Annotated in this window: 20 protein-coding genes; 3 read left to right on the forward strand and 17 right to left on the reverse strand. The window is 56.5% G+C overall.

The window, feature by feature from the left end:
* Nucleotides 1-59 precede the first annotated feature (59 nt).
* The 11 genes from FPY71_RS09385 to FPY71_RS09435 form a co-directional block, all read right to left on the reverse strand.
* Nucleotides 60-1,202, reverse strand: coding sequence for a peptidoglycan DD-metalloendopeptidase family protein (locus FPY71_RS09385; RefSeq protein WP_149299890.1), 1,143 nt, complete (start codon nt 1,200-1,202; stop codon nt 60-62).
* A gap of 116 nt (nt 1,203-1,318) precedes the next feature.
* Nucleotides 1,319-1,963, reverse strand: a complete 645-nt coding sequence (locus FPY71_RS09390) for a protein-L-isoaspartate(D-aspartate) O-methyltransferase (RefSeq protein WP_149299892.1) — start codon at nt 1,961-1,963, stop codon at nt 1,319-1,321.
* A gap of 107 nt (nt 1,964-2,070) precedes the next feature.
* Nucleotides 2,071-2,826, reverse strand: a complete 756-nt coding sequence (gene surE / locus FPY71_RS09395) for a 5'/3'-nucleotidase SurE (RefSeq protein WP_149299894.1) — start codon at nt 2,824-2,826, stop codon at nt 2,071-2,073.
* A gap of 4 nt (nt 2,827-2,830) precedes the next feature.
* Nucleotides 2,831-4,117, reverse strand: coding sequence for a serine--tRNA ligase (gene serS, locus FPY71_RS09400; RefSeq protein ID WP_149299896.1), 1,287 nt, complete (start codon nt 4,115-4,117; stop codon nt 2,831-2,833).
* 59 nt (nt 4,118-4,176) lie between these two features.
* On the reverse strand, nt 4,177-4,980 hold the full coding sequence (gene tatC, locus FPY71_RS09405; protein ID WP_149299898.1) for a twin-arginine translocase subunit TatC: 804 nt from the start codon (nt 4,978-4,980) through the stop codon (nt 4,177-4,179).
* Nucleotides 4,977-5,426: a Sec-independent protein translocase protein TatB gene (gene tatB, locus FPY71_RS09410; protein ID WP_149299900.1), complete on the reverse strand. Its 450-nt coding sequence runs from the start codon at nt 5,424-5,426 to the stop codon at nt 4,977-4,979. The genes tatC and tatB overlap by 4 nt, the downstream gene beginning before the upstream one ends.
* Nucleotides 5,427-5,487: 61 nt before the next feature.
* Nucleotides 5,488-5,718 carry a twin-arginine translocase TatA/TatE family subunit gene (locus FPY71_RS09415; protein ID WP_149299902.1) on the reverse strand — a complete coding sequence of 77 codons (231 nt, stop codon included), beginning with the start codon at nt 5,716-5,718 and terminating at the stop codon, nt 5,488-5,490.
* 213 nt (nt 5,719-5,931) lie between these two features.
* Entirely contained in the window at nt 5,932-6,957 is a 1,026-nt protein-coding gene (gene nagZ / locus FPY71_RS09420; protein ID WP_246160264.1) for a beta-N-acetylhexosaminidase, read from the reverse strand.
* Nucleotides 6,944-8,560, reverse strand: coding sequence for an SPOR domain-containing protein (locus tag FPY71_RS09425; RefSeq protein ID WP_149299906.1), 1,617 nt, complete (start codon nt 8,558-8,560; stop codon nt 6,944-6,946). Before FPY71_RS09425 ends, nagZ begins: the two co-directional genes overlap by 14 nt.
* A 196-nt stretch (nt 8,561-8,756) precedes the next feature.
* The gene (argS, locus tag FPY71_RS09430) at nt 8,757-10,508 is read right to left on the reverse strand and encodes an arginine--tRNA ligase (RefSeq protein WP_149299908.1); all 1,752 of its coding nucleotides are present in this window, start codon (nt 10,506-10,508) and stop codon (nt 8,757-8,759) included.
* 132 nt (nt 10,509-10,640) lie between these two features.
* Nucleotides 10,641-11,843 (reverse strand): deoxyguanosinetriphosphate triphosphohydrolase, encoded by a 1,203-nt coding sequence (locus FPY71_RS09435; RefSeq protein WP_149299910.1) that lies wholly within the window; start codon nt 11,841-11,843, stop codon nt 10,641-10,643.
* Between the two features lie 221 nt (nt 11,844-12,064).
* On the opposite strand from FPY71_RS09435, the gene FPY71_RS09440 reads away from it, so the two are divergent.
* Together FPY71_RS09440 and xth are read left to right on the forward strand one after the other, a co-directional pair.
* Complete coding sequence (locus tag FPY71_RS09440; RefSeq protein WP_149299912.1) at nt 12,065-12,412, forward strand: HesB/IscA family protein; 348 nt, start codon at nt 12,065-12,067, stop codon at nt 12,410-12,412.
* Nucleotides 12,412-13,203 (forward strand): exodeoxyribonuclease III, encoded by a 792-nt coding sequence (gene xth / locus FPY71_RS09445; RefSeq protein WP_149299914.1) that lies wholly within the window; start codon nt 12,412-12,414, stop codon nt 13,201-13,203. Before FPY71_RS09440 ends, xth begins: the two co-directional genes overlap by 1 nt.
* 19 nt (nt 13,204-13,222) lie before the next feature.
* Here the strand turns inward: xth and FPY71_RS09450 are convergent, their stop codons facing one another.
* Nucleotides 13,223-13,624, reverse strand: coding sequence for a hypothetical protein (locus FPY71_RS09450; protein WP_149299916.1), 402 nt, complete (start codon nt 13,622-13,624; stop codon nt 13,223-13,225).
* 46 nt (nt 13,625-13,670) lie between these two features.
* Between FPY71_RS09450 and FPY71_RS09455 the strand changes: the two genes are divergently transcribed.
* Complete coding sequence (locus FPY71_RS09455) at nt 13,671-14,828, forward strand: helix-turn-helix transcriptional regulator (protein WP_149299918.1); 1,158 nt, start codon at nt 13,671-13,673, stop codon at nt 14,826-14,828.
* A gap of 198 nt (nt 14,829-15,026) precedes the next feature.
* On the opposite strand, the gene FPY71_RS09460 is transcribed toward FPY71_RS09455, so the two are convergent.
* The 5 genes from FPY71_RS09460 to FPY71_RS09480 form a co-directional block, all read right to left on the reverse strand.
* Nucleotides 15,027-15,839, reverse strand: coding sequence for a tetratricopeptide repeat protein (locus tag FPY71_RS09460; protein ID WP_149299920.1), 813 nt, complete (start codon nt 15,837-15,839; stop codon nt 15,027-15,029).
* Between the two features lie 282 nt (nt 15,840-16,121).
* Nucleotides 16,122-17,402 carry a long-chain fatty acid transporter gene (locus FPY71_RS09465; protein ID WP_149299922.1) on the reverse strand — a complete coding sequence of 427 codons (1,281 nt, stop codon included), beginning with the start codon at nt 17,400-17,402 and terminating at the stop codon, nt 16,122-16,124.
* Nucleotides 17,403-17,740: 338 nt separating this feature from the next.
* Complete coding sequence (locus FPY71_RS09470; protein ID WP_149299924.1) at nt 17,741-20,518, reverse strand: valine--tRNA ligase; 2,778 nt, start codon at nt 20,516-20,518, stop codon at nt 17,741-17,743.
* Nucleotides 20,519-20,608: 90 nt separating this feature from the next.
* Nucleotides 20,609-21,418 (reverse strand): PopZ family protein, encoded by an 810-nt coding sequence (locus tag FPY71_RS09475; protein WP_188052282.1) that lies wholly within the window; start codon nt 21,416-21,418, stop codon nt 20,609-20,611.
* 265 nt (nt 21,419-21,683) lie between these two features.
* Nucleotides 21,684-23,096 (reverse strand): TolC family outer membrane protein, encoded by a 1,413-nt coding sequence (locus FPY71_RS09480; RefSeq protein ID WP_246160266.1) that lies wholly within the window; start codon nt 23,094-23,096, stop codon nt 21,684-21,686.
* Nucleotides 23,097-23,139: the final 43 nt, after the last annotated feature.

Consider the following 23,139-nt stretch of genomic DNA (forward strand, 5'->3'; position numbering starts at 1 on the left):
ACAACAAAGGCCTGATTCCCTCGCGGGAATCAGGCCTTTTCAATTCGTGCACTATGCATCTATTGCAAGTAGGTCATCGGATTGACTGGCGATGAGTCCTTGCGAACCTCAAAATGCAGCATTGGAGCATCGGTGTCGCCCGTCATGCCGGCTTTGGCAATGTCCTGCCCGCGCCGCACCGTAGCTCCGCGCTCCACCAGAATCTCATCGGCATGGCCGTAAACTGTCACCAGGCCATTGTCATGCTTGACCAAAACGGTCTTGCCAAACTCTTTCAGCCCCTCACCCGCATAGATGACGACGCCGTTTTCTGCCGCCTTGACCGGTGTGCCGCGCGGCACTGAAATGTCCAGACCATCATTGCGGCGAGTGCCTACCTTGTCGCCGAAGTTTTTGACAACACGGCCCTGCACCGGCCAGCGAAACTGTTCAATTCCCGTCGATGCCGGGGCAAGTGCTGCGGTTTCACGCTCGGCTTCCTGCGTTACGGTAGAGCTTGCAGCCGGTGGCGCGGCAGGGGTTTGCGCTGGTGCAGCCTGAGTGGCGGCTGGCGTTTGCGCCGGTGCCGCCCCTGTAGCCGGTGCTGCGGAAGGTGCAGCAACGCGGTTTGCCTGGTCCTGCAACGTGGTGGGCGGAGAGCCCAGTGCAGCAACGCGGGTGTTTCCAGAGCCGTTCGGCACCTGCAACACCTGTCCAATTCGAATATTGTCAGATGCCAACCCGTTGGCGGCGCGCAAATCAGCAACGCTTACACCCGCACGGCTGGCAATCAGGTTCAGCGAATCGCCTGGTGTTACCGTGATTGTCGACCCGTCAGATGCGGCGGCAACCGCGGTTTGCGTTGGAGCAGGTGTCTGCGCTGGTGCCGCGTTGTAAACTGGCTGCTGCGCTGGCGCGCTGGCAATTGTTGATTGCGCTGGCGAAGCGGATGGTGGCGGCAACTGAGAACGCGAAACCTGAGCGCTGGTCTGCTGCGGCTCATACATTGCGCCTGACTGTGCAGGATAAGACGGCTGGCTTGCTGCATAAGCGGGCTGCTGAACCGGCTGCGGCGCCGAACTTTGCGGTATGGCACCCGTGTAGAAGCCATCCTGCAATCTTGTTACATCGCTGCTGCATGCGGCAAGGGCCGTGGTTAAAGCCAACAGACCGATGGCCCGCAACAAGCTGTTACGTGATTTTTTTATAACGCCAAAAGCCATCTTGGTCCCCATGCCCGTACAACGACATCTGACCTATAAAAGCGCGTTAATGTTACCGCACGGTTAAATATGAAGCTTCATTGCCATGTTTATTTTTAATTTTGCGCTTCGGAAGGTTAAAGCCGGGCCGCCAGACCGGCCTTCAGCGGCACCCACCAGACGGTGCCAACAACTTCTTCCTCAAACCGGCTGCCGGCCTTTTCGTGGCGGATCAGCCGTTGCGCACCGCGCTCTGGCCCTATCGCGCAAAGCAGCGTGGCATGCGATGCCATCTGATCGGAAAAGGCCTTGGGCAGCTTTTCAAACACGCCGTGAACAATGACCCGGTCATACGGCCCCCCTTCGGCCCAACCCAGCGATCCGTCTTCGGTCAGCACCGTCACATTCTCTATGCCCAGTGTTGTCATCCGCTGTGCCGCCAGCTTGCTAAGGGTCTTATAGCGGTCAAGCGTCGTCACCCGGGCGCCCATGCGCGCCAGAAGTGCCGTTGTGTAACCGCTGCCTGTACCGATTTCCAGAATGCGGCTGTCCGGCTGAATGCGCATCGCCATGACGCACCGCCACGCCAGTTCAGCGCTGCCAATGGTTTCGCCGCAGGGAAGCGGAAAGGATTCCGCAGTGTAAACATTGCCCTTGATGTCGGGCAGAAACAGCCGCCGAGGCACCGCTTCCACTGCCTCCATCAATCTTGCCTCAACCCCGCCCTGAGAGCGCATGGCCAGCAGAAATGCAGCAAGATGTTCGCGGTCTGTTTCCTGCACGTTCAAAACAAATACTCCAACGCAAATTCGCGGCGTGCTCTAACTCGTACTTCGTCGCATTGTCTTGCCGTCGAAACGTGAACGTTTCAACGAGAAATGCTTGACTTTCAGGAAAACAGCCCCTGCATTTTCTGACGTAACTCATGATCAGTCAGATCAAGTTGCAAAGGCGTTACCGACACATAGCCACTGCGAATTGCCCCGATGTCGGAATGCTCCATATCCGGCCCGGCCTCGCGACCGAACTTGAGCCAAAAATAGGGAAAGCCCCGGCCATCCCGCCGCTCTTCAATGCCAAGGCTGTATTCCAGCTTGCCCTGACGCGTCACCTGCACGCCGCGCACATCTTCCGGCTGCACCGCAGGGAAATTGATGTTGAACAGCGTTCCAGCTCGTACCGGCATTGTCATCAGACGTTGCAAAATGTCCGGCGCAGTCGCTTCTGCAGTCTGCCACAGCGTTTCTCTGTCCGAGCCGGGAACAAAAGCCTGGCTGAGGGCAACCGACCTGAAACCCAGCATCGTGCCCTCTATCGCCCCGGCAACAGTGCCTGAATAGGTGACATCATCGCAGAGGTTCTGCCCGGCATTCACCCCTGACAGAATAAGATCGGGCGCCTCCGGCATCAGATACTTCACGGCCATGATCACGCAGTCTGTTGGCGTGCCGGATATTGCAAATTTCTGTTCGCCGGCCCGGCGTATCCTGAGTGGAGATGACAGCGTCAACGAATGTGAAAGGCCACTCTGGTCTGTTTCCGGTGCAGCGACCCAGATATCGTCGGACAATTGCCGTGCAATACGCTCCAGCACTTCCAGCCCTTCGGCATGGATGCCATCATCATTGGTCAGGAGAATTCGCATTCCTTCAGCCCACCCTGTCAATCCGCTCAACGCCATGCATGTAAGCCCGCAAGGCTTCAGGAATTACGACACTTCCATCACTTTGCTGGTAATTTTCCATGACGGCTATCAAGGCCCGGCCAACCGCAGTGCCAGAACCATTCAGCGTATGCACGAAGCGCGTCGCCTGCTTTTCACCCGCCGGGCGATATCTGGCCTGCATGCGGCGTGCCTGAAAATCACCGCAGACCGAGCAGGAGGAAATTTCCCGATAGGTGTTCTGCCCTGGCAACCACACCTCTATGTCGTAGGTCTTGCGGGAGGAAAAGCCCATGTCGCCCGTGCAGAGCATCATGACGCGGTAGTGCAGACCAAGGCGCTTCAGCACCTCTTCCGCGCAACCCGTCATCCGCTCCAGTTCCTGCTCTGATGTTTCCGCTGTCGTGACGGAAACAAGCTCGGTTTTGTAAAACTGGTGCTGGCGCAGCATGCCTTTGGTGTCGCGCCCGGCAGACCCGGCTTCAGAACGGAAAGACGGCGTCAGCGCGCTGACCCGGATCGGCAATTCGGCCTCATCAAGAATCTGGTCGCGAACAAGGTTGGTCAGTGCAACCTCTGCAGTTGGAATCAGCCACCGGCCATCATTGGTGTTGAACAGATCTTCAGAAAATTTGGGCAGCTGACCGGTGCCGAACAGCGCATCATCGCGGACAAGCAACGGCGGCGAAACTTCAGTGTAGCCGAATTCCTCCGTGGCCAGGTCAAGCATGAACTGGCCCAGTGCCCGCTCCAGTCGCGCAAGCTTTCCGCGCAGCACTGTAAAGCGTGAACCAGACATGCGGGCGGCAGCCTCAAAGTCCATGAGGCCCAGATTTTCACCCAGCTCGAAATGCTCTTTCGGGGAAAAATCGAAGGATGGCTTGCTGCCAACTTTCCGCACCTCGAGATTGTCACTCTCGTCTTTGCCAACCGGCACGTCGTCCAGAGGCACGTTGGCAATGCGGGAGACAAGATCATTCAGGCTGGCATCAATGCGCCGCTCAGTCTCTTCGCCTTCCTGAATGGCACCTTTAAGCTCTGCCACTTCCTGCATCACAGCCTTGGCACGCTGCTCGTCACCGGAAGCCTTGGCCTTGCCAATTTCCCTCGAAGCATCGTTACGCCGCCCCTGCAGCTCCTGCAAAGTGCGCAAATGGGCGCGGCGTGATTCATCCAACTGCAAAAGTTCAGCCGACACCGGCTCTGCATCACGCTTGCGAAGCGCCGCATCCAGCGCTTCCGGGTTTTCACGAATCCACTTGATATCCAGCATAGTCTCTCGCCCTCGCCCGGTTCGGTGTCAAAAAAGGCGCAGCGAATGCCTGAACCGCCTTATGCCTCCCGCTCGGCAAGGCTTGCGGCTCGCTTCTTCTCGATCATCCGGGCCATATAGATGGAAATCTCGTAGAGAATGATGGTCGGGATCGCAAGGCCGATCTGAGACAATGGATCGGGCGGGGTTATCACCGCCGCAACAACAAAGGCGATGACGATGGCGTATTTGCGTTTGGACGCCAGCCCATCAGCGCTGACAATGCCAGCGCGCACCAGAAGTGTGGCCACCACCGGCAACTGAAAAACCAGGCCGAAAGCAAAGATCAATGTCATGATCAAAGACAGGTATTCTGAAACGCGTGGCAACAGCGCAATCGTTGCCTGCCCATCGCCGCCTGCCTGCTGCATGGACAGGAAGAACCACATCACCATGGGGGTGAAGAAGAAATAAACCAACGCTGCACCAATCAGGAACAGCACAGGTGTGGCGATGAGGAATGGCAGAAACGCCGAACGCTCATCGCGGTAAAGCCCCGGCGCGATGAATTTGTAAAGCTGCGATGCAATGATAGGAAATGCTAGGAAGAAACCGCCAAACGCGGCGATTTTGACCTGAGTAAAGAAAAACTCCTGCGGTGCCGTGTAGATCAGCTCAACCTTGGAAGCGTCCAACCCCGCCCATGCCGTTGCAATCTGATATGGAATGACCAGAAGATTGAAAAGCTGTTTGGCGAAGAAGAAACAGAACACAAAAGCCAGAAAAAAGCCGAGAAGCGACCAGATCAACCTCCGCCGCAACTCAATCAGGTGCTCAATCAGCGGTGCTGATGATGCTTCGATTTCCTCATGTCCCTTTTTCATGATGATTCTCTGGATACCGCAGGTATTTTCTCTTCAACCGGTGTCGGCTCTGCCACCGGTGCCGACGTGGCAGGAGCTGTTTCCACAGCCTCTGCAGAAGGTTCCGCTGCTACAGGGGATGCAGATGCCTTCGGCGCAGGTGAAGTAGCGGCAGCGCGCAAGGATGAGCGGATTTCGTCGCCCACAGCCTTGACCGGGTTCATGGCCTTTCGAATGTTTTCAGTCGGGTCCAGCTTCTGCAGGTCGCTGGCCGCCTTGCGCACTTCGTCCAGCTCCGCCTCTTTCAAGGCGTCATCAAACTGCTTGCGAAAATCTCCCGCCATACGCCGCAGCTGCGTCGTCGTGCGGCCAAATGTGCGCAGCATACCCGGCAGGTCCTTCGGACCTACGACCACGATCATCACCACCGCAATGACCAGCAGTTCCAGCCAACCGATCTCAAACATTCAATGCCAAACTTCCGGTAAACCGCCGCTTTTGCCCGCAGCCAAAACGGCAAAAGCAGTCTTAGCTGTGAGACTTTTCAGCCGTGGTGTCACGACGAACCGTTTCGCCTTCCTGATGATCAAGCGTCTTGCCGGTTTGCACCGGAGGCGTTTCGTCGTCCGTCATGCCCTTTTTGAAGCTTTTGATGCCTTTGGCAACGTCGCCCATCAACTCGGGAATTTTGCCACGTCCGAAAAGCAAAAGCACGACTGCCAGAACAATCAGCCAGTGCCAAATGCTGAAACTACCCATCGCCATTCTCCTGTATGCAACCTTGGATGCCTGTCGAACAGGCTTTCGATTCAACTTCAAACACGATACAGGCCGGATATCAACGCGCTGTCGCTGAGATTTCACGCGAATGCGCTACCATCTGCCTGTTTGTCATTTCAATTTATCAGTATCGGTTAATCGTGGCCAAGCTGCGACCGGCGTTTCAAGCGGCAGGATCACGCTTCGCCAAACTTATACAGTCAGCGCCATAAGCTGCTGATAATCATCCCAAAGATTCTCAAAATCCGGAATGTCGGCGGGCTGACCTATGATGGCCATGGCACTCTCTGCGCGGTGAGCAGCATCGCCATTCAATTCCGGCACGGAACCGGCAACGGCCCGCATTTCGGCCAGATCGCCATTACAGTGCAAAACAATATCGCAACCCGCTTCGATGGCCATGGCCGCCGATTCCCCCAGATTGCCCTTCAGGGCCTTCATGGAAATGTCATCAGACATCAACAATCCATCAAAACCAATTGTCTGGCGAATGATCTGTGAAATGATGGTTGGGGACAAAGTGGCTGGCCAGAGCGGGTCGATGGCCGAAAACAGCACATGCGCCGTCATCGCGGCTGGAAGGTCAGCCAGTTCCGCAAAAGGCAGGAAATCAGTCTTCGCCAACTCGGCGAAAGTGGCGTCCACATGCGGGAGATTGAAATGGCTGTCCGCATTGGCTCGCCCGTGGCCGGGAATATGCTTCATGACTGGCAGCACGCCGCCCGCCATGGCACCTTCAGCCATTTTGCGGCCTAGCAGCGCTACGACCTGAACGTCATCGTTCAATGCCCTGTCACCTATGACGGAATGGCCATCTTCGCACGCAATATCAAGACATGGGATACAATCAGCATTGATGCCGTACTGCTTCAGATTGGCTGCAATGAGCGCGCCATGCAGAAATGCCGCCTGTTGGCCAGCGTGCGCATCCCGGCCATACAGATCGCCGATGGCCTTGGCTGCTGGAAGCACTGGAGCCAGTGGCGGGCGCAGACGTTGAACCCTGCCCCCTTCCTGATCCACAAAAATTGGCACTGTGCCCCCGGCCAAAGCAGACAATTCAGCGCAAAGCGCTTGAAGTTGCGGTGCGTCGGCAATGTTGCGTGCAAACAGGATAAAGCCCCACGGACGCTCATCGGCAAAAAACCGCCGCTCATCATCAGTGAGCGCCGGTCCCTTGCAACCAGATATCCAGGCTTTGCGTTCAGCGGCTGACAATGCAGTCTGCCCCAGCGGATTTAAGCCTTGTGCAGATTGCATCTGCATCCCGGTTGGTCGCGGTGCCAACCCGCACCCGATAGAATGTCCCGCGATTGTCCAACTCTGCCGTGTGAATGCTCAAGGTCGTACCGGCCAGAATATTGGCGTAACGCAAAGAGACATCACGCAAGGCCGTACGAGCCTGCGCCTCGGTCGGATGAGAGGAAAGCTGAACATAAAAATTCGCGTTGGATGCGCTGACCGGCGCAGGCGGCTGAGACGGTGATGGCGTTGCCGTTGACGGAACTGCTGCAACGACGGCCGGTGCAGCCGAACGGCGCGCAGGACTTGGGATAACCGAAACCTGCTGAGGCAGTTGCACCGCAGGCGGAGTGGTTTCAGTCAATGCGGCTTCTGCTGCGGCCTCGGCAGCCGGAGGCGCAATTGGTTGTTCTGCCACCAGTGGCGTTGCCGGCGAAACAGGCGACGTAGCCAGACCTGCTTCGGCAATCGCCGCCTGAATAGGGTCAACCGGTTCAGGCGCAACGGCTGCAGGCGCTGCCGCCTCAGGCGCCACTGGCATTACGGGCACGGCAGGCTGTGCGGCATCAACCACTTCGCTCGGCACCAGTGTTCCATCCGGCCGCACTTCCACCGTGCGCACACGGCGTGGCGCAAGGGTTGTTGGCGGCGGGCTGCCTTCAAGATTGCCGAAGCGTTCGCTTAAAGCCTCGTTTTCATCCTCAGACAGAATCACGTCCCGCCCGAGCGAGACACCCGGCAAGGCTTCCTGCTCGTCCTGCGCGTTGATATCAATCGGTTCTTCCGCAGCAGAAAGCAGCATTTCCTGTTCGGTTGCAGGCTGGTTGTCATTGCCGGTGGCACGCTGGTAGACAGCTTTGTTCTGATTGGGAACCAGCCTGCCGCCAGGGTCCTGCGGTTGCACCTTGTAAGGCTCGGTGTCGGCTGCAACGACAACTGGCCCACTGTCGCCCTCTCCGCCGGTTACCCCGTTCCATATCAACAGCGCAGCTATACAGACCAAAGCCCCACCCAGAACGGTGGAAATGAACCGCACGCCCTGTTTGATATCGCCGCCGTGGCCGCCGATTTTGCGACCTGGCCGCGGCGCATAGGGCGCGACGGTTTCCGCTGGCTCAAACTCTTCCGGCTGCGCGGCCTGGGCGGCCTGAGCGTGCGTTTCGAAACGCACGTCATAATCATCAAATGCCGGCTGACCCTGCGGCGCAGCCATGGCGGCGCGCTCGCTTGCGATCAGTTGATCAAAGTCGTCCATCACCTCGGCAGGCGCATTCTGATGGTGATTCTGCGAAGCGGGCACAAAAGATGGGCTCTCCGCCGGGGCATTCTGCCGCGGGCTTGCAGGGCCGCTCAGGCCCCACAGAGCCGGATCAAGATCACCAGACGCGTTCTCAACCGGCTTTTCCACAGCTGGCCGCGCAGCAGCCGCCTTTGCAGCCGGTGCACCCGCAGCCTGTGGTGTTGCCCTGCTGATAAAGCGTGTTGCCAACTGGCTCATTGCCGAAGTGGCGCTTCCCTTCTTAGGGTCAACACCGCCACCATCGGCATTGTCCAACGCCGAATTATCCGGCTCACCCATTGCCACAACTCCGACTTACAGCCACACCCGAAGGCATGAAACATTTATAGATTTATCCTCTATAGATCTCGATTTTCGAAGTTACAAGATCTATAAGATTCAACGCGTTACAGCCATCTGCACGAGCTTGAAATGAAAACAGGCCGCAACAGCCGTGAGTTTGGCTAGCATCGAATACTGTTTAAAAAATGTCCAGTCAGCGCATTTCGTCCGGTGCAGAAACGCCCAAAAGCGCCAGGCCGCCGGCCAGAACAAACGCCACTGCCTGAACAAGCCCCAGACGCGCAGACGTCAATATCGGCGCATCGGCTCTAACAAACCGTAAATCCGGATTGTCCTTGCCGCGATTGTATTGGCCGTGGAACAATTGAGCCAGATCGTAGAGGTAAAATGCAACGCGGTGTGGCTCGCGGGTTTGGGCAGAGCTTTTTACCAGCCGCGGGAATTCCGCAAGCTTGCGGATCAGCATCAACTCACCCTCGTCGCCCAGCAGTTCCAGTGTCGAGCTGTCCAGCGTATCAGGGGCAGCAATATCAATGCCCTCACCGGCTGCCTGCCTTTGTATCGAGGCAGACCGCGCATGTGCGTACTGCACGTAGAACACCGGATTGTCGCGTGATTGCTCTGTCACCTTGCGGAAATCGAAGTCCAGCGGCGCGTCGCTTTTGCGGTACAACATCATGAAGCGAACCGGATCACGCCCGACCTCGGAAACGACATCTGCAAGCGTGACAAATTCGCCAGCGCGCTTGGACATGCGCACCGGCTCACCATCGCGGAACAATTTGACCAACTGGCACAGCACAACATCCAGATGCGCCTGACCGCCGGAGATGGCTTTGGCAACAGCTTCCAGCCGTTTGACATAGCCACCGTGGTCCGCGCCCAGCACATAGACCATCTCGTTGAAGCCGCGAGCGTATTTGTCGGCAAAATAAGCAACGTCGGCCGCGAAATATGTGAATGTACCGTCGGATTTGATCAATGGGCGGTCCATGTCATCGCCCACTTCGGTCGAGCGGAACAATGTCTGTTCCCGGTCTTCCCACTCTTCGGGCACCTGGCCTTTTGGCGGCGGCAAGGTGCCTTGGTACACAAAGCCACGAGCCTGCAATGCCTCAATGGCGCTGGCAATCGGCCCGCCATTGTCCGCATGCAGGGTCTTCTCCGAGAAGAAAACATCGTGTTCGATGCCAAGAAGCTTCAAATCGTCACGGATCGACATCATCATCGCGTCGATTGTGTAGCTGGACACAATCGGTAGCCATTCTTCTTCCGGCATGTCCAGCAATGTGGTCTGGTAGCGGATTGAAAGCGCGATCCCGACTGCCTTGAGGTAGTCACCGGGGTACAGTCCGGCAGGAATTTCGCCAATATCCTCGCCCAATGCCTCGCGGTATCGCAAATAGGCGGAGCGAGCCAGCACGCCAATCTGCGCACCAGCATCGTTGATGTAATATTCCTTGGTAACCTCGTCTCCGGCAAAGGCGGCAATATTTGCGATTGCATCACCCACAACCGCCCCGCGGCAATGACCGACATGCATTGGCCCGGTTGGATTGGCGGAAACATATTCAACATTGAGCTTGTGGCCCGTGGCGGCGCAGCGCCCGTAATCTGCTCCCAGGCGCAGAATATCGCCGAGATGGCTGGTCCAATACTGTGCGTTCAGCCGCAAATTGATAAAGCCGGGCCCGGCAACGTCCGCACTGACAATGGTCGGGTCTGGCCGCAATTTTTCGCAAATCGCCTCGGCAAGGTCGCGCGGCTTCTGCCCCAAGGGCTTCGCCAGCACCATTGCAGCATTGGTTGCCAGATCGCCATGCGACGGATCACGGGGCGGCTCCACCGTGATTTTTGTCAGGTCAGCATCGCCCTGATTTAGTTCGGCAAGCACAGCTTCAACCGCGGCGCGAATACGACCCTCAAAGTCGATGAAGATATTCATGGCAAATCCAGCACAAGTTAAAAGGCGCATCCAGTGCGCAAAGCATTCCGGCGAACCCGAAAAACAAATCTAAGACATTGTTTTCAAAACGTTATTTCTTAAAAACATGTCTTCAAATCCAGCGCAGATGATCTAAAGCAATTTCGGACTTTCGTCAAACAAACGCGCATGTTCCGCCAGCGCGTAATTGTCTGTCATCCCTGCGAGGTAATCGGCCACGCGCACCGCCGCGCGGTCCACTGGCGCATCCACCAGTGCCGCGCTCCATGCCACACCCATTTCTGCCGGTCGTTCGAAATAGACATCGAACAGGCGCCCGACAACCACTTCCGCCTTGCGCATAACCCGCATCACACTTTCATTGCGGTACACGCGCTGGAACAGAAAGCACCGCGTTTCATCCACGGCCTCACGCATGTCGGCAGAAAATTCAACCAGCGTCCGATGATTGGCATGCACTGCTTCCAGAGTGCCTGCGCCATCCTGCGCAATGCGCCGTGTTGTTTCAGAAAGCACATCCTCTACCATGAGGGTAATATGCCGCCGCATGATTTCATGCCGTGTGCGTGCCGTTTCAAGGCCGGGATAAAGCTGCCGAACTTCCCGAAGGATCGAGCCTGCCAGGCGCAATTCCTCAAGGTCATCCAACTCGATCAGGCCGGCACGCAGCCCGTCGTCCAGATCATGCGTGTTATAGGCAATGTCGTCCGATATCGCGGCCGCCTGCGCCTCAAGACTGGCAAACCGGCCAAGTTCCAGCGGAAACATCTGATCAAATTGCGCAATGGCTGGCGGCACCGGATCCGAACCCGCGTAAGGGCCTGAGAGCGGGCCGTTGTGCTTCACCAGACCTTCCAGGGTTTCATAGCTCAGGTTAAGACCGTCAAACGCCGCATAGTGACGCTCCAGCGCAGTCACAATGCGCAAGGTCTGCGCGTTATGGTCGAAGCCGCCATAGGCCGCCATTCGGCTGGCAAGCGCCCGTTCTCCAGCATGACCAAACGGTGTGTGGCCAAAATCATGCGCCAGTGCCAATGCCTCGGCCAGATCTTCGTCCAGCCGCAAAGCCCGCGCCAGCGCACGCGCAATTTGCGAAACCTCGATTGTGTGGGTCAGTCGTGTGCGGAAATGGTCCCCTTCATGCGAAACGAAAACCTGCGTTTTGTGTTTCAGGCGGCGAAACGCAGTCGAGTGAACAATCCGGTCCCTGTCGCGCTGAAAAGGCGTGCGCGTCGGGCTGTCCGACTCGGCCACCTGCCTTCCGCGTGAAAGGTTCGCGTCTGTGGCATATGGCGCCAGAACCTCGCGCCCAAGACCATAGGACTGTGTTGGCATGAAATGAAATTTTCCGCTGGCTTTCAGAGTGATTGATTATATTGCTTCGCGTCCATACTTTAAGGGCAGGCTTCCAACAAGCAGAGGCTGAAAGACCGAAGCATTCCTTGTTGTAACGTTTGCGTTTCAACGGCAAGACAATGCGATGAGACAAAGAGTCAGAGCGTCACAGGTGATCAAAAGTTCACATGGAGCGCTCTAAAGTTTCGGGAAAGCACATTATGGATCAGGATATTTCGGGGCAGGCACCTGTTGCAGTGTCCGACGCCGCCGTTGCCCGCATTGCCACCATTTTGCGGTCGGCTGACGGGTCTGACGCATTGCGCATTTCGGTGGAAGGTGGCGGCTGTTCCGGCTTTTCATACAAATATGATCTGACCAGCGGTGCGGATCCTGATGACGTTGTGATTGAGCGGGATGGTGCACGCGTCTTGATCGATCAGGTATCATTGCCGTATCTCAGCGGCTCGATCGTTGATTTTGTTGACGACCTGATGGGGCAATCCTTTCAAATTCGCAATCCCAATGCAGTGGCCGCCTGCGGCTGCGGAACGAGCTTTTCGATCTGATGCTGGTTGCTACCTGGAATATAAACGGCGTCAAGGCGCGGCTGGAAACGCTTCTGGCCTGGCTGGATGAGAGACGACCCGACGTTGCCTGCCTGCAGGAAATCAAAAGCGTTGATGAAGCTTTTCCAGGAGCGGAAATCGAGAAGCTGGGCTATCATATTGAAACCCATGGCCAAAAGGGCTTCAACGGTGTTGCGCTGCTCTCTCGTTCCGCGCCGTTGGCAGGCAGTGTGCTACGTGGTTTGCCGGGTGATCCGGCCGATGAACAATCGCGGTTCATCGAGGCGCTGTTTGCAGTCCCCGGCTCTGAAACACCGATACGTGTCGCCTGCCTGTATCTGCCGAATGGCAACCCGCTCGGCACAGAAAAATTTCCGTACAAACTGGGCTGGATGGATCGGCTGGAGAAGCATGCCGCCTTGCGCCTTGCAGAAGAGACGCCCTGCATTTTCGCCGGCGATTACAATGTGATTCCAGAGCCTGAAGATGCTCGCAACCCGGCGGACTGGCTGGGGGATGCACTTTTCCAGCCTGAAAGCCGCGCAGCTTACCGTCGCCTGATCAATCTTGGATACACGGATGCTTTGCGCGCAACGACTGAACAGGCAGGCGTCTACACTTTCTGGGACTATCAGGCAGGTGCGTGGCCTCGCAACAATGGCATTCGAATAGACCACCTGCTGCTTTCGCCCGAGGCCGCATCAAACCTGCGGTCTGTGGCTATCGACAAGCATGTTCGCGGTTGGGAAAAACCATCCGACCATGTACCGGTGATTGCCGAGATTGCTTAAGCCAATTCCGGCAGACAATTTACCGAACCTGCAGACCATCAGCAGCGCAGAGTGAGCGCAAAGTCGCTGTGCGCTGATTGTTTTGCCCCTTGCCCGGCGCAGCGAATGGCGTGAACTTGTAAGGTGGAACTGGCTCGATCTGCCCGCCAAACAGGGCCGGCCTTGACCTTGTTCCCGCCGGCGTGATGCCTGTCACATAGCCGCAAACTGTCAAGACACCGGTCTGGCGATGTTCGCTCCCTTCGATATGTTCAATCATAATACCCGGCGCGCTCGGGTCACTTGCAAGTCGATGCAATACGGCTGCTTTTTCCGATTGATTGACCTCCCGGCTGCTATGCGTCGGCACCTCGATTCGGGCGGTGTCGCAGCCAGCCAGCAGCATGGTGGCGGCAAGCAAAACAACATTCTGAGCCTTCATTCAAAATCTCTCTGACAAGTAATTTGCAAATGATGCTTGAAACAGCATGTCATTGCGTTCACACCCGATTGAGGATCGATGCCGGGAGAAGAAAAGCGTGGCAGGTTCGCAGGATCTGGCAGAAGACCTGATTGCAGCCGTTTATGCCGCTTTGCTTGGCGAAACGAGTTGGCAGAGCTTTCTTGAAAAGCTGAACGGCACCTATCCCGGAGCGCTTTCCACCCTGTTCTTTCACAACCGGCGCAGCCACAAAGGCGCCATCACCTATGTTGCAGGCGTCGAGGGCCGCACTGGAGCCCTGGCGCAGTACGAATCCTACTACGCCAATCTGAATCCGTGGATGAAGAAGGTGGAGTTGACGCCCGTGGGCATGGGCATTGTTGGTGAGCAGATCATTGCTCGAAATCACTTCAACCGCAGTGAATATTACAGCGATTATCTCCACCGGAATGGTTTGGAAACCGGAACCGGCGTCACGGTGTTCAAGGATGAAGACTGCTATTTTTTGCTCAGCACGCTCACCGACGATACAAATGATGACCGCAACATCGAGCGCGCGGCTTTGCTGACTCGGATCGCTCCGCATTTGCAACGGGCTTTCAACTATTATCGTTCGGGTGATTTGCGTTCGGCGGCAGTCAATCTTGGCCAGGACATTGCCGATTCCGCCAATCTGGCCCTTGTGGTGATCAACGAAAACTTCAAACCGGTGAAAATTTCGCCAACAGCGCAGCAGATGCTGGCAACGGGCAATCCCGCAGGCATCACACCCGTTGGCCGTCTGCGTTTTCGCGACTCCGTGTTGCAATCGGCTCTGCAGGTTTTGTTGCAGAGAGGATCGCTGAACACCCGCACCTGCAGTTTCAACAGTGGCGGCCGCAATATTCGCCTCATCCGCATTGGTGCAGGCACCGCGGCAGATTACTTTGCCGGGCCAATGGTGGCGATGCTGATTGAAAATGAGCCGGTGCCATTGTTGCCAGCCAATGTGCAGCATGTTGCAGCGACTTATTCTCTCACTTCTGCAGAAACCCGCGTGTTCGCTGCCATTGCAGCAGGAAGCTCGGTCTCCACAATTGCCAGAGACGCCGGCCTTTCGCGCGAAACTGTCCGCTCGCAGTTGAAAGCCATATTCAGCAAGGTTGGAATCCACAGCCAGAAAGATCTGGTGCGTGTGGCTGCCGGAATCAGAACCACATTCTGAACCGAGGGCATCAACAAACGCGAATATCTCTGTCATGTCCTGCCCCCCTGCAGACCAATGTGTGGCCAAGTGTGCCAACAGGTCATTCAGGAGACATCACCCATACGGGGTAAGCACAGACGGTGGACAAGATGATGTAGCGAATCTGAAGTTTATGATGTGCAAGAGACTGGATGATCATTTGAGAGCAAGCGCATCTCAAGGAAGATCGATCAAAGGCCCCTCGACCTGCGAGTACATTCGCGCAGTCTGTCGATCTTCTTCGTTGCTAAGAGCAAAAACCTCTTCCTGCAACGGGCGTATCCACTCCTGCTCTTCAGCGGATGCAGCGCGCAGCGCGCGTGTCAGCATTGCCAGTCCACGCACGGGTTCCGAGCGAATTGAAATCGCCTTGCCATCAAAAATCAGATAGCCAAGCAAAGCCTCTGCCTTTGGGTAACCCTTGTGAGAGGCAAGCTTCAACCACTGAGCGGCCTGCCGTGGGTTTGGTCTGCCACCCTCACCTGCCAGCAGCATCCGCCCGAGTTCGAACTGAGCTCGCGCATCGCCGAAATAGGAAGCGGCCTGATTGTAAAGTGCACGTGCCTGCCCCGCATCGGCAACGACAGGCGTACCGGGAATGCCTTTGCGCACATATTCCGCCAGAGCCACAAGAGCGCTGGAGATATAGGCCGCATTGGGCGAAGAAGCCGAATCATCGTCCTGATCACGAATGATGCGCTCGAACATTCGAAACGCCTCGTAATCATCCTCCGGCACGCCATCCCCGTCCGCATACATCTGGCCAAGCTTCCAGCGTGCTCCAGGATGTCCCTTGTCCGCAGCAAAGCTCAAAGCCTGGAAGGCCTCCTGTTTTTCACCGCGCTTGTAAGCGTTGAAGCCAAGGCTGAACATTTCACGTGGAGAAGCGCCCGAATCGGCAATGGGATCCAGCGCACGCGATGCTCCGACGCTGCCCAGAAAGCATGTGCAAACAGCCAGTGCACGGATTACGCTTGTCGAAACCCGCATCACAGCTGCGCTCTACCTGAATGAGAACATATTCCGCGAAAACAGATCATCGCCGTCGCTTTCACCTTCCTGCCGCCATTGGCACCTTGTGCCTGAGAATTGCGATTGTTTATGGCGGCAACACGGCATTTCGAGAGCCTGTGACAATCGCCGATGCAGTTTTGCAATATTGTTGCCGAAATATCACGTAAACAATGGTTGACATCGAGACATGAAAACGCCAGATCGCCTTCACGGTGATCTGGCGTTAAATCATGGATAACAAGCAATTAACATGCGTTGTTAGAAAGTCAGTTTAATTGACGCGTTGCCAGCAAACACCCAGTCATTGCCCACTGTTGCATCAAATATCGCACCATTGGCAACCGACTGGGAGCCGGATGTCCAGTAGCCGACGAGACCACCGAAACGTATTTCTCCGAAGCCTTGTTTGAAAGACAGACCGCCCGACAATGAATAGAGGTCGGTATATGTCGTTTCCGCGCCAGTGGACACGCCACTATCGTAGCCAAGGGTGACAAGACCGGAAATGTTCTCGTTAAAGGCCTTACCAATACCGATGGTCGCAGTGTAACCGTCATCCCAGTAATAGGGGCTGTTGTTAACGCTGGTGCCGATTGCGGACACATAGCTCGTCAACACGTTCCGGTTGGTGCTCCAGTCTGTCCAGCGGAATGAGCCCACAAGCAATGTGCCTTCCGCAATTCCGGTCTGGAAATTGACGTACAGGCTTTGCGGGCTGATGACCGTGTTCTGGAACGCCGTGCCGGAGCTGACCTGTGTTCCCACCGGCAGCAAGGGGCTTGGTGGCAGAATCACCGTCCCGCCGGTCGCAGGATTGATGATGAAGGCATCGCCCGTTGTGACCGCATAGCCAGTGCCTTCTGGACGGTCGTGCTTGATTTCAGACCGATAGAGAACCTGAGCCCGCAGAGCGATTTCCGGCTTTTCATAGGCGAAACCGACACGGTAGCCTGTCTCGTAGCTGTTGCTCGTGTCCACGGAAAGCGCCACAGGCACCAGTACAGGGGCGCCACCTGGCCCTGTACGGCCCGTTGGCGCGGCACCCAGACTTGTGCCCTGAAAGTTGAAGTCTTCCACAAACAGGCCAGCAAGCAAGCTGAAACGGCCGACGTCCGCCTCATAGCTCAAACGGCAGGTGGCTGACCATTCATTGGAATTGAACTCAAGGCTCTGGACGCGCGATCCTGTGGTGCTGATGGGCTGCGCGCCACCCGGCAGGCTTGAGTAATCCGCCTCTGCGGCAAAGCTTTCCGCGTAACTGCCTGCGCATGCAACCGGACCATCACCAAACTTCAGCGATGCGGTCGGCAGGTTATAGCTGCCCGTATAGTTGTTCCAGCTTCCGGAGACGCCGTTAATCGAGTCAAATCCGCGCTCCGGGCTCACATAGGTCATGCCGGTGCGCATGGAAACCATGCCAGGCTCGTAGAGAATATCGGTATCAGCAGTGCTTCGCTGAAAGCCACCTGCCTGCGCAGCGGACAAAGACGCCAAGGTCAGCAATGAAGCAGAACCCAGAATTTTTGAAAGTTTTAGCATGTTTCCCCCCTGCCATTTCACTGCAACGAACAACCAGCGAATGCAGCCCACGTTGGTTCAAATGCAAACACGAAGCGAGAAGAAATGCCACCCAAGCCGCGATTTGCCGCATGGTTAAGGTGAACAATCACATAACAGCTATCAAGCTATTGATTTTAATTGATTTAATCGGAAAATATTTTCAGTTTCCGCAGGTTTATGCCGGTCAACCGAAGCAAACAACACCGTGCTTGTTACATATTTACAATCATATTTGTGGCCCTGAGGTAACTCCACCACAGGGCCACAAGGAGTGTGTTCAGCAATTGATCAATCTATACTGAGTAGATGTGAAATCCTCAGCCCAGCCTGGCAGCGGCTGCACCCAACGCCGCCAGCTCAACTTCCAGAGCCTGAACTCTCTCCCGCTCCTGTGCCACGATTTCTGCCGGCGCACTGGATACGAATCTTTCATTCTGCAACTTGGCAGAGATGCGTTCAATTTCGGTCCGGGTTTTCAGCATGGCCTTATTCAGGCGTGCCCGTTCGGCCTCGATGTCGATGACACCTGCCAGCGGCATTGCGTAACAAATACCGTTGAGAACAAGCTGAGCCGACTGCCCAGGTGTTTCGCTGCCATGCTCGATGGACTTGACCCGTGCAAGACGCTTGAGCGAAGCCGCATGCCGCAACAGGCTTTCGCGGGTTTGCGCATCAGCATCAATGACGAGCAGGTCCACTTCTGCCCCAGCCGGCACGTTCATTTGTGAACGCACCGAACGCACCTCACTCACCAGACCTATCAGCCAGTTGATGTCGGCTGCTGCGCCCTCATCCTCATACGTTACCTGCGGCCAGGATGTGTGGCAGAGCAACTGTGTTCTCGCCCGGCCGGCCGGAGCCGTCACCGCCCACAGCTCTTCTGTCAGGAATGGCATGAAGGGATGCAGCAATGCATAGACGCGGTCCAGGACAAAGCCCGTCACCAGTCTGGTTTCAGCCTGCGCAGCGGCATCCTCTCCCATGAACACAGGCTTGGACAGTTCCAGATACCAGTCACAGAAGAAGTTCCAGGTAAACCGGTAAAGCGCGCCCGCCGCATCGTTGAAGCGATATGTGGCAAGGGCGTTGTCGGTTTCGGCGATAGCGCGCCCCAGCTCTGTCAGTATCCAGCGATTGAGCGGCAACTCGACGGTTTGCGGATCCAGCTCGGCACCATGCACGGCGCCGTTCATCTCTGCAAAACGCGTCGCGTTCCAGAGCTTGGTGCCGAAATTGCGATAGCCGGCAATGCGCTGGGTATCCAGCTTCACATCGCGCCCCTGCGCCGCCATGATGGCCAGCGTGAAACGCAATGCATCCGCGCCATATTCATCAATCAGTTCCAGCGGATCAATGACATTGCCCTTGGACTTGGACATCTTGGCACCGTGCTTGTCGCGGACAAGCGCGTGAACATAAACAGTTTCAAACGGTTCCTTGCCCATGAAGTGCAGGCTCATCATCATCATTCTGGCAACCCAGAAAAAGATGATGTCAAAGCCGGTCACAAGAACATTGGTCGGGTAGTAGTTTGAAAGTTCCGGCGTTTTTTCCGGCCAGCCAAGGGTTGAAAACGGCCAGAGCGCCGATGAGAACCAGGTGTCCAGCACATCTTCGTCGCGGCGCAACAGAGATTCCCGTGCTGTCGGGTCTTCGGCCATTCGGCGGGCTTCTTCGTCCGTCAGCGTGCCGTTGATGACATAATGCGCCAATGCCGCAGCTACAGCGGTTTCTTCTTCCTCGGCTACAAAAATTTCGCCATCGGGCCCGTACCACGCGGGAATCTGATGCCCCCACCAAAGCTGCCGGGAAATGCACCATGGCTGGATGTTTTCCATCCAGTCAAAATAGGTCTTTTCCCAATTGCGCGGCACGAAACTGGTCCGCCCTTCGCGCACGCTGGCAATCGCCGGTTTGGCAAGCGTTGCCGCATCGACATACCACTGGTCGGTCAGGAAGGGCTCAATCGGCACTCCGCCGCGGTCACCATGCGGCACCATGTGCAAATGCGCATCAACCTTTGCCAGGTATCCTTCCTCTTCCAGCCAGTCGACCAGCAGCTTGCGCGCGGTGAACCGGTCCAGTCCCTCGAACATTCCAATCGCCCGTTCGCCGTCTTCTGCAAACAGGCCTTCCAGAAACTCCGCGTTGTCGCGCAGGGAAATGGTGCCATCCGGTGCCATGACGTTGATCTGGGCGAGGTTGTGCCGTCGCCCGACTTCAAAGTCGTTGAAGTCATGCGCCGGGGTAATCTTAACCGCACCGGAGCCCGCTTCCGGGTCCGCATAATCATCAGCGACAACCGGGATTAATCTGCCGACCAGAGGAATGCGCACCTTGCGGCCAACCAGATCTTCAAAACGCTGGTCATCCGGATTAACGGCAACGCCGCTGTCGCCGAGCATTGTTTCAGGCCGCGTGGTGGCAACGGTCACATAGGTTGAAGAATTTTCCGGGTCGTAGATCATACCATCGACCGGATAGCGAAGGTGCCACAGGTGACCCTCCACTTCCCGCTGCTCAACTTCCAGGTCGGAAATTGCGGTGCGCAATTTCGGATCCCAGTTAACCAGCCGCTTGTCCTTGTAAATCAGACCTTCGCGATAAAGCTGGACAAACACCTTTCGTACAGCCGCCGAAAGTCCGTCATCCATGGTGAACCGCTCACGCGACCAGTCGCACGAAGCGCCCAGACGCCTTAGCTGGGTCAGGATCGAGCCGCCCGATTCCGCTTTCCACTGCCAGATCTTGTCGATAAAGGCCTGCCTGCCTATTTCCCGCCGGTTCGGTTCACCGGCGGCGGCCATCTGCCGTTCAACAACCATCTGTGTGGCGATGCCCGCATGATCAAGACCCGGCTGCCACAACACATTGAGGCCAAGCATGCGCTTCTGCCGAACCAGAATGTCCTGCAAGGTATTGTTCAACGCATGACCAATATGCAGCGAGCCGGTAACATTGGGTGGCGGAATGACAATCGTAAACGGATCAGCGCCGGGCGCAGCCCCGGCCCCCGCACGAAAAGCGTCCGCCTGTTCCCAGTTCTGGGCGATGCGAGGTTCAACGTCGGCAGCGTCGTAGGTTTTTTCGATCATCGTGAAGGTCCATTATGTCTTGCCTTCGGTTACAGGCAAGCTTTCGGCCCTGTCAACGCCATCTGATCATTGCGTTCGAGCAGAATTGAATTAACGCCCCCGCAAAACCGCCCGACGAATTTCCTCCCGGACAATTTCAGCCACCACATCGGGCAGGTTTTCGTCCAGCCATTCCTTCATCATTGGCCGCAGAATATCCTGCGCCATTTCTTCCAGCGAGCGCAGTTCGCCGGAACGGATAGCCTGTGTCAGCTCGGCAAAAGACGCGCTGATCTGCGATTCAGTTTCATCTGAAATCAATGGATCGTAGCGGAAAGCAGGAACGCCCTGTCCTGCCGCCTCCTCCAAAATCGCAGAGCGAAAATCCCGCATTCTGGGCTCATCATTGTTTGCGGCCATGGCGGAAGGTGGTGCGGCTGGAAAGTCCGGCATTAGGGTTTCTTCACTGTCATCCGGTTCAGTTGGCAGATAATGCCCGGTTGGCTCAGGCTCGATGTCGTGTGAAAATTCTGCCTGCAGTGCAGCTTGTATGTCAAAGACATCCTCTTCAGCAACATCAACATTTTGAGCCACAGCAGCCTCCGCCGCACCATCATTCACCGCGCTTTCCACTATACCTGCTGCGGCAACAGCTTCATCGTCTTCCAGCTCGTGCCGAAGATCGAAAGCCACGGATCCGCTGTAGGCGGACCGCGCTGGTGTGACATAGACGGGCGATGAGAACACGGGCACCGGGCGCGCTGGTGCCGATGCCGGCGTTTCATCTGCAATTTCAGGTGATGTCTTTTCCTTTGAAGCGGACTGCACGGTGCGCCCCGCCTCTCCCTGTTCGATAATCTGACGGATGGAGGCCAGAATTTCCTCCATCGACGGCTCTGCTGAAGAGCTGCTTTTTTTCATCAAGGCATTTCCCGAATGACATTCGCGACCACCCCGCGAATCGTGCATTCAGGCTAGCCAAAATCATTATTCAAATGAATCCCGTTAACGGAATTTTATGACTTGGAAACACTTTATCAACAAATACGATTGCGCAGATTGTTTCCACCAAAGGTGTAGAGCGCGGGATCCTGCTGATTTTCGACAAAGCTATTGGTTAGAGCGCCCGGCGATTCGAGACGCTCAGGATTTTTAAGCCAAAAGAACTAGGCACCTATTTGCGGACCTAGCGGCCGTCCGGGGTGCGCATACCATACGCCTTACGATCAACTGCGTTGAAATGCTGGTTCGGATCGTAAACGGGGACATTCAGGCCCAGATGCGTCGGTGAAAGACGACCCAGTGCCGAAAGAAGCTGATAAGACGCCACGACAGAATCGCGCTGCGCACCAACCAGCAAAATCTGACCATCAATAACATCCGCCTGCGCGTCCAACACGTCCAGTGTGGTGCGCTGACCAACAGTGCGTTCTTCCTGCACACCAACCAGAGCAAGGCGAGCAGCCGCAACCTGGGCGCGATAGCCGGTCACGTTTGCCTCAGATGCCTGAATGTTGGCCCATGCAGTGGCAACCGCCGCTCGCACCTGATCTCGATAGTTGTCCACCTCGATCCGGCGCTGGCCAAGCACTTGTTTGGCCTGACGAACCTGAGAGGAAACCAGACCGCCCTGGTAAAGAGGAATTGTCAGCGATGCGCCAACACTGGCCGAAACCTCGTTCTGGGTGCCGACATTGACGCCCGGCAAACCGGTGGCTGGACGGCTCAGGCCATAGGTGTTGTCAACTGAGGCACCTACAGAAAGCTGGGGCAGAGATTGCCCCTCGAATGACTTGACCGAATAGGAGGCATCATCGACTGCGAAAAGTCCGGCCTGAATGGCGGGATGTTCAGCCTGCGAAATTGCCAGACCTTGCGAAATGCTGCCGGGCATCAGGCGCTCAGGCGGCTTCTGCCCGGGCTCAAGACTGTTGGCAGGATCGCCGATCACATCAAAATAAACGGCTTCACTGGTTGCCACAGCGGCAAGCGAACTGTTCAGCAGCGCAGTGGCAAGCGCTTCGCGCGAGTCGGCCTGTGCCACGTCTGTGCGGGTACCCTCACCCACTTCAAACCGGGCATTGGCGGCACGCACCTGCTCCCGGAGGAATGCCAGGTTCTGGCGGCGCAATTCAGAAATCTGCCGGTCACGAATAACATCCATGTAAGCCATGGCTGCATCCATCAACGTGTTCTGCACCGTGTTGCTGAGTGTTGCCTGCGCCGAGCGCACACGAGCTTGCGCGGCCTGAATGTTGTTTGGTGTCTGGAAACCGTCGAACACCGTCTGGCTGATTTCAATTCCCACGCCAAGGCTGCTGCTGCGGGAATTCAAATGCGGAACACCGTCACCGTAGGTTGTGCGACCTCTGGCGGCCGCTGCCGAACCACCAACAATAACTGTAGGGCGCATACCGGCTCGCGCCTGCGGAACCGATTCATCGGTCGCGCGCAACGCTGCCCGCGCCGCATTCAACGACTGGTTGTTGGCGTAAGCCTTGGCCATCGCTTCCCGCAACGTTTCAGCTTCGGCGGCGCCCATGCTTGTAAACAGCACACCCAATGTCAGCGCCGTTGATAGCCAGCTTGCCCTACGCATAAAAACACCCCGCTTGCAGGAAGGCTTGAAGGCCATCCTCAGT

The organism is Aureimonas fodinaquatilis, from assembly GCF_008369445.1.
Lineage (GTDB): Bacteria > Pseudomonadota > Alphaproteobacteria > Rhizobiales > Rhizobiaceae > Aureimonas > Aureimonas fodinaquatilis.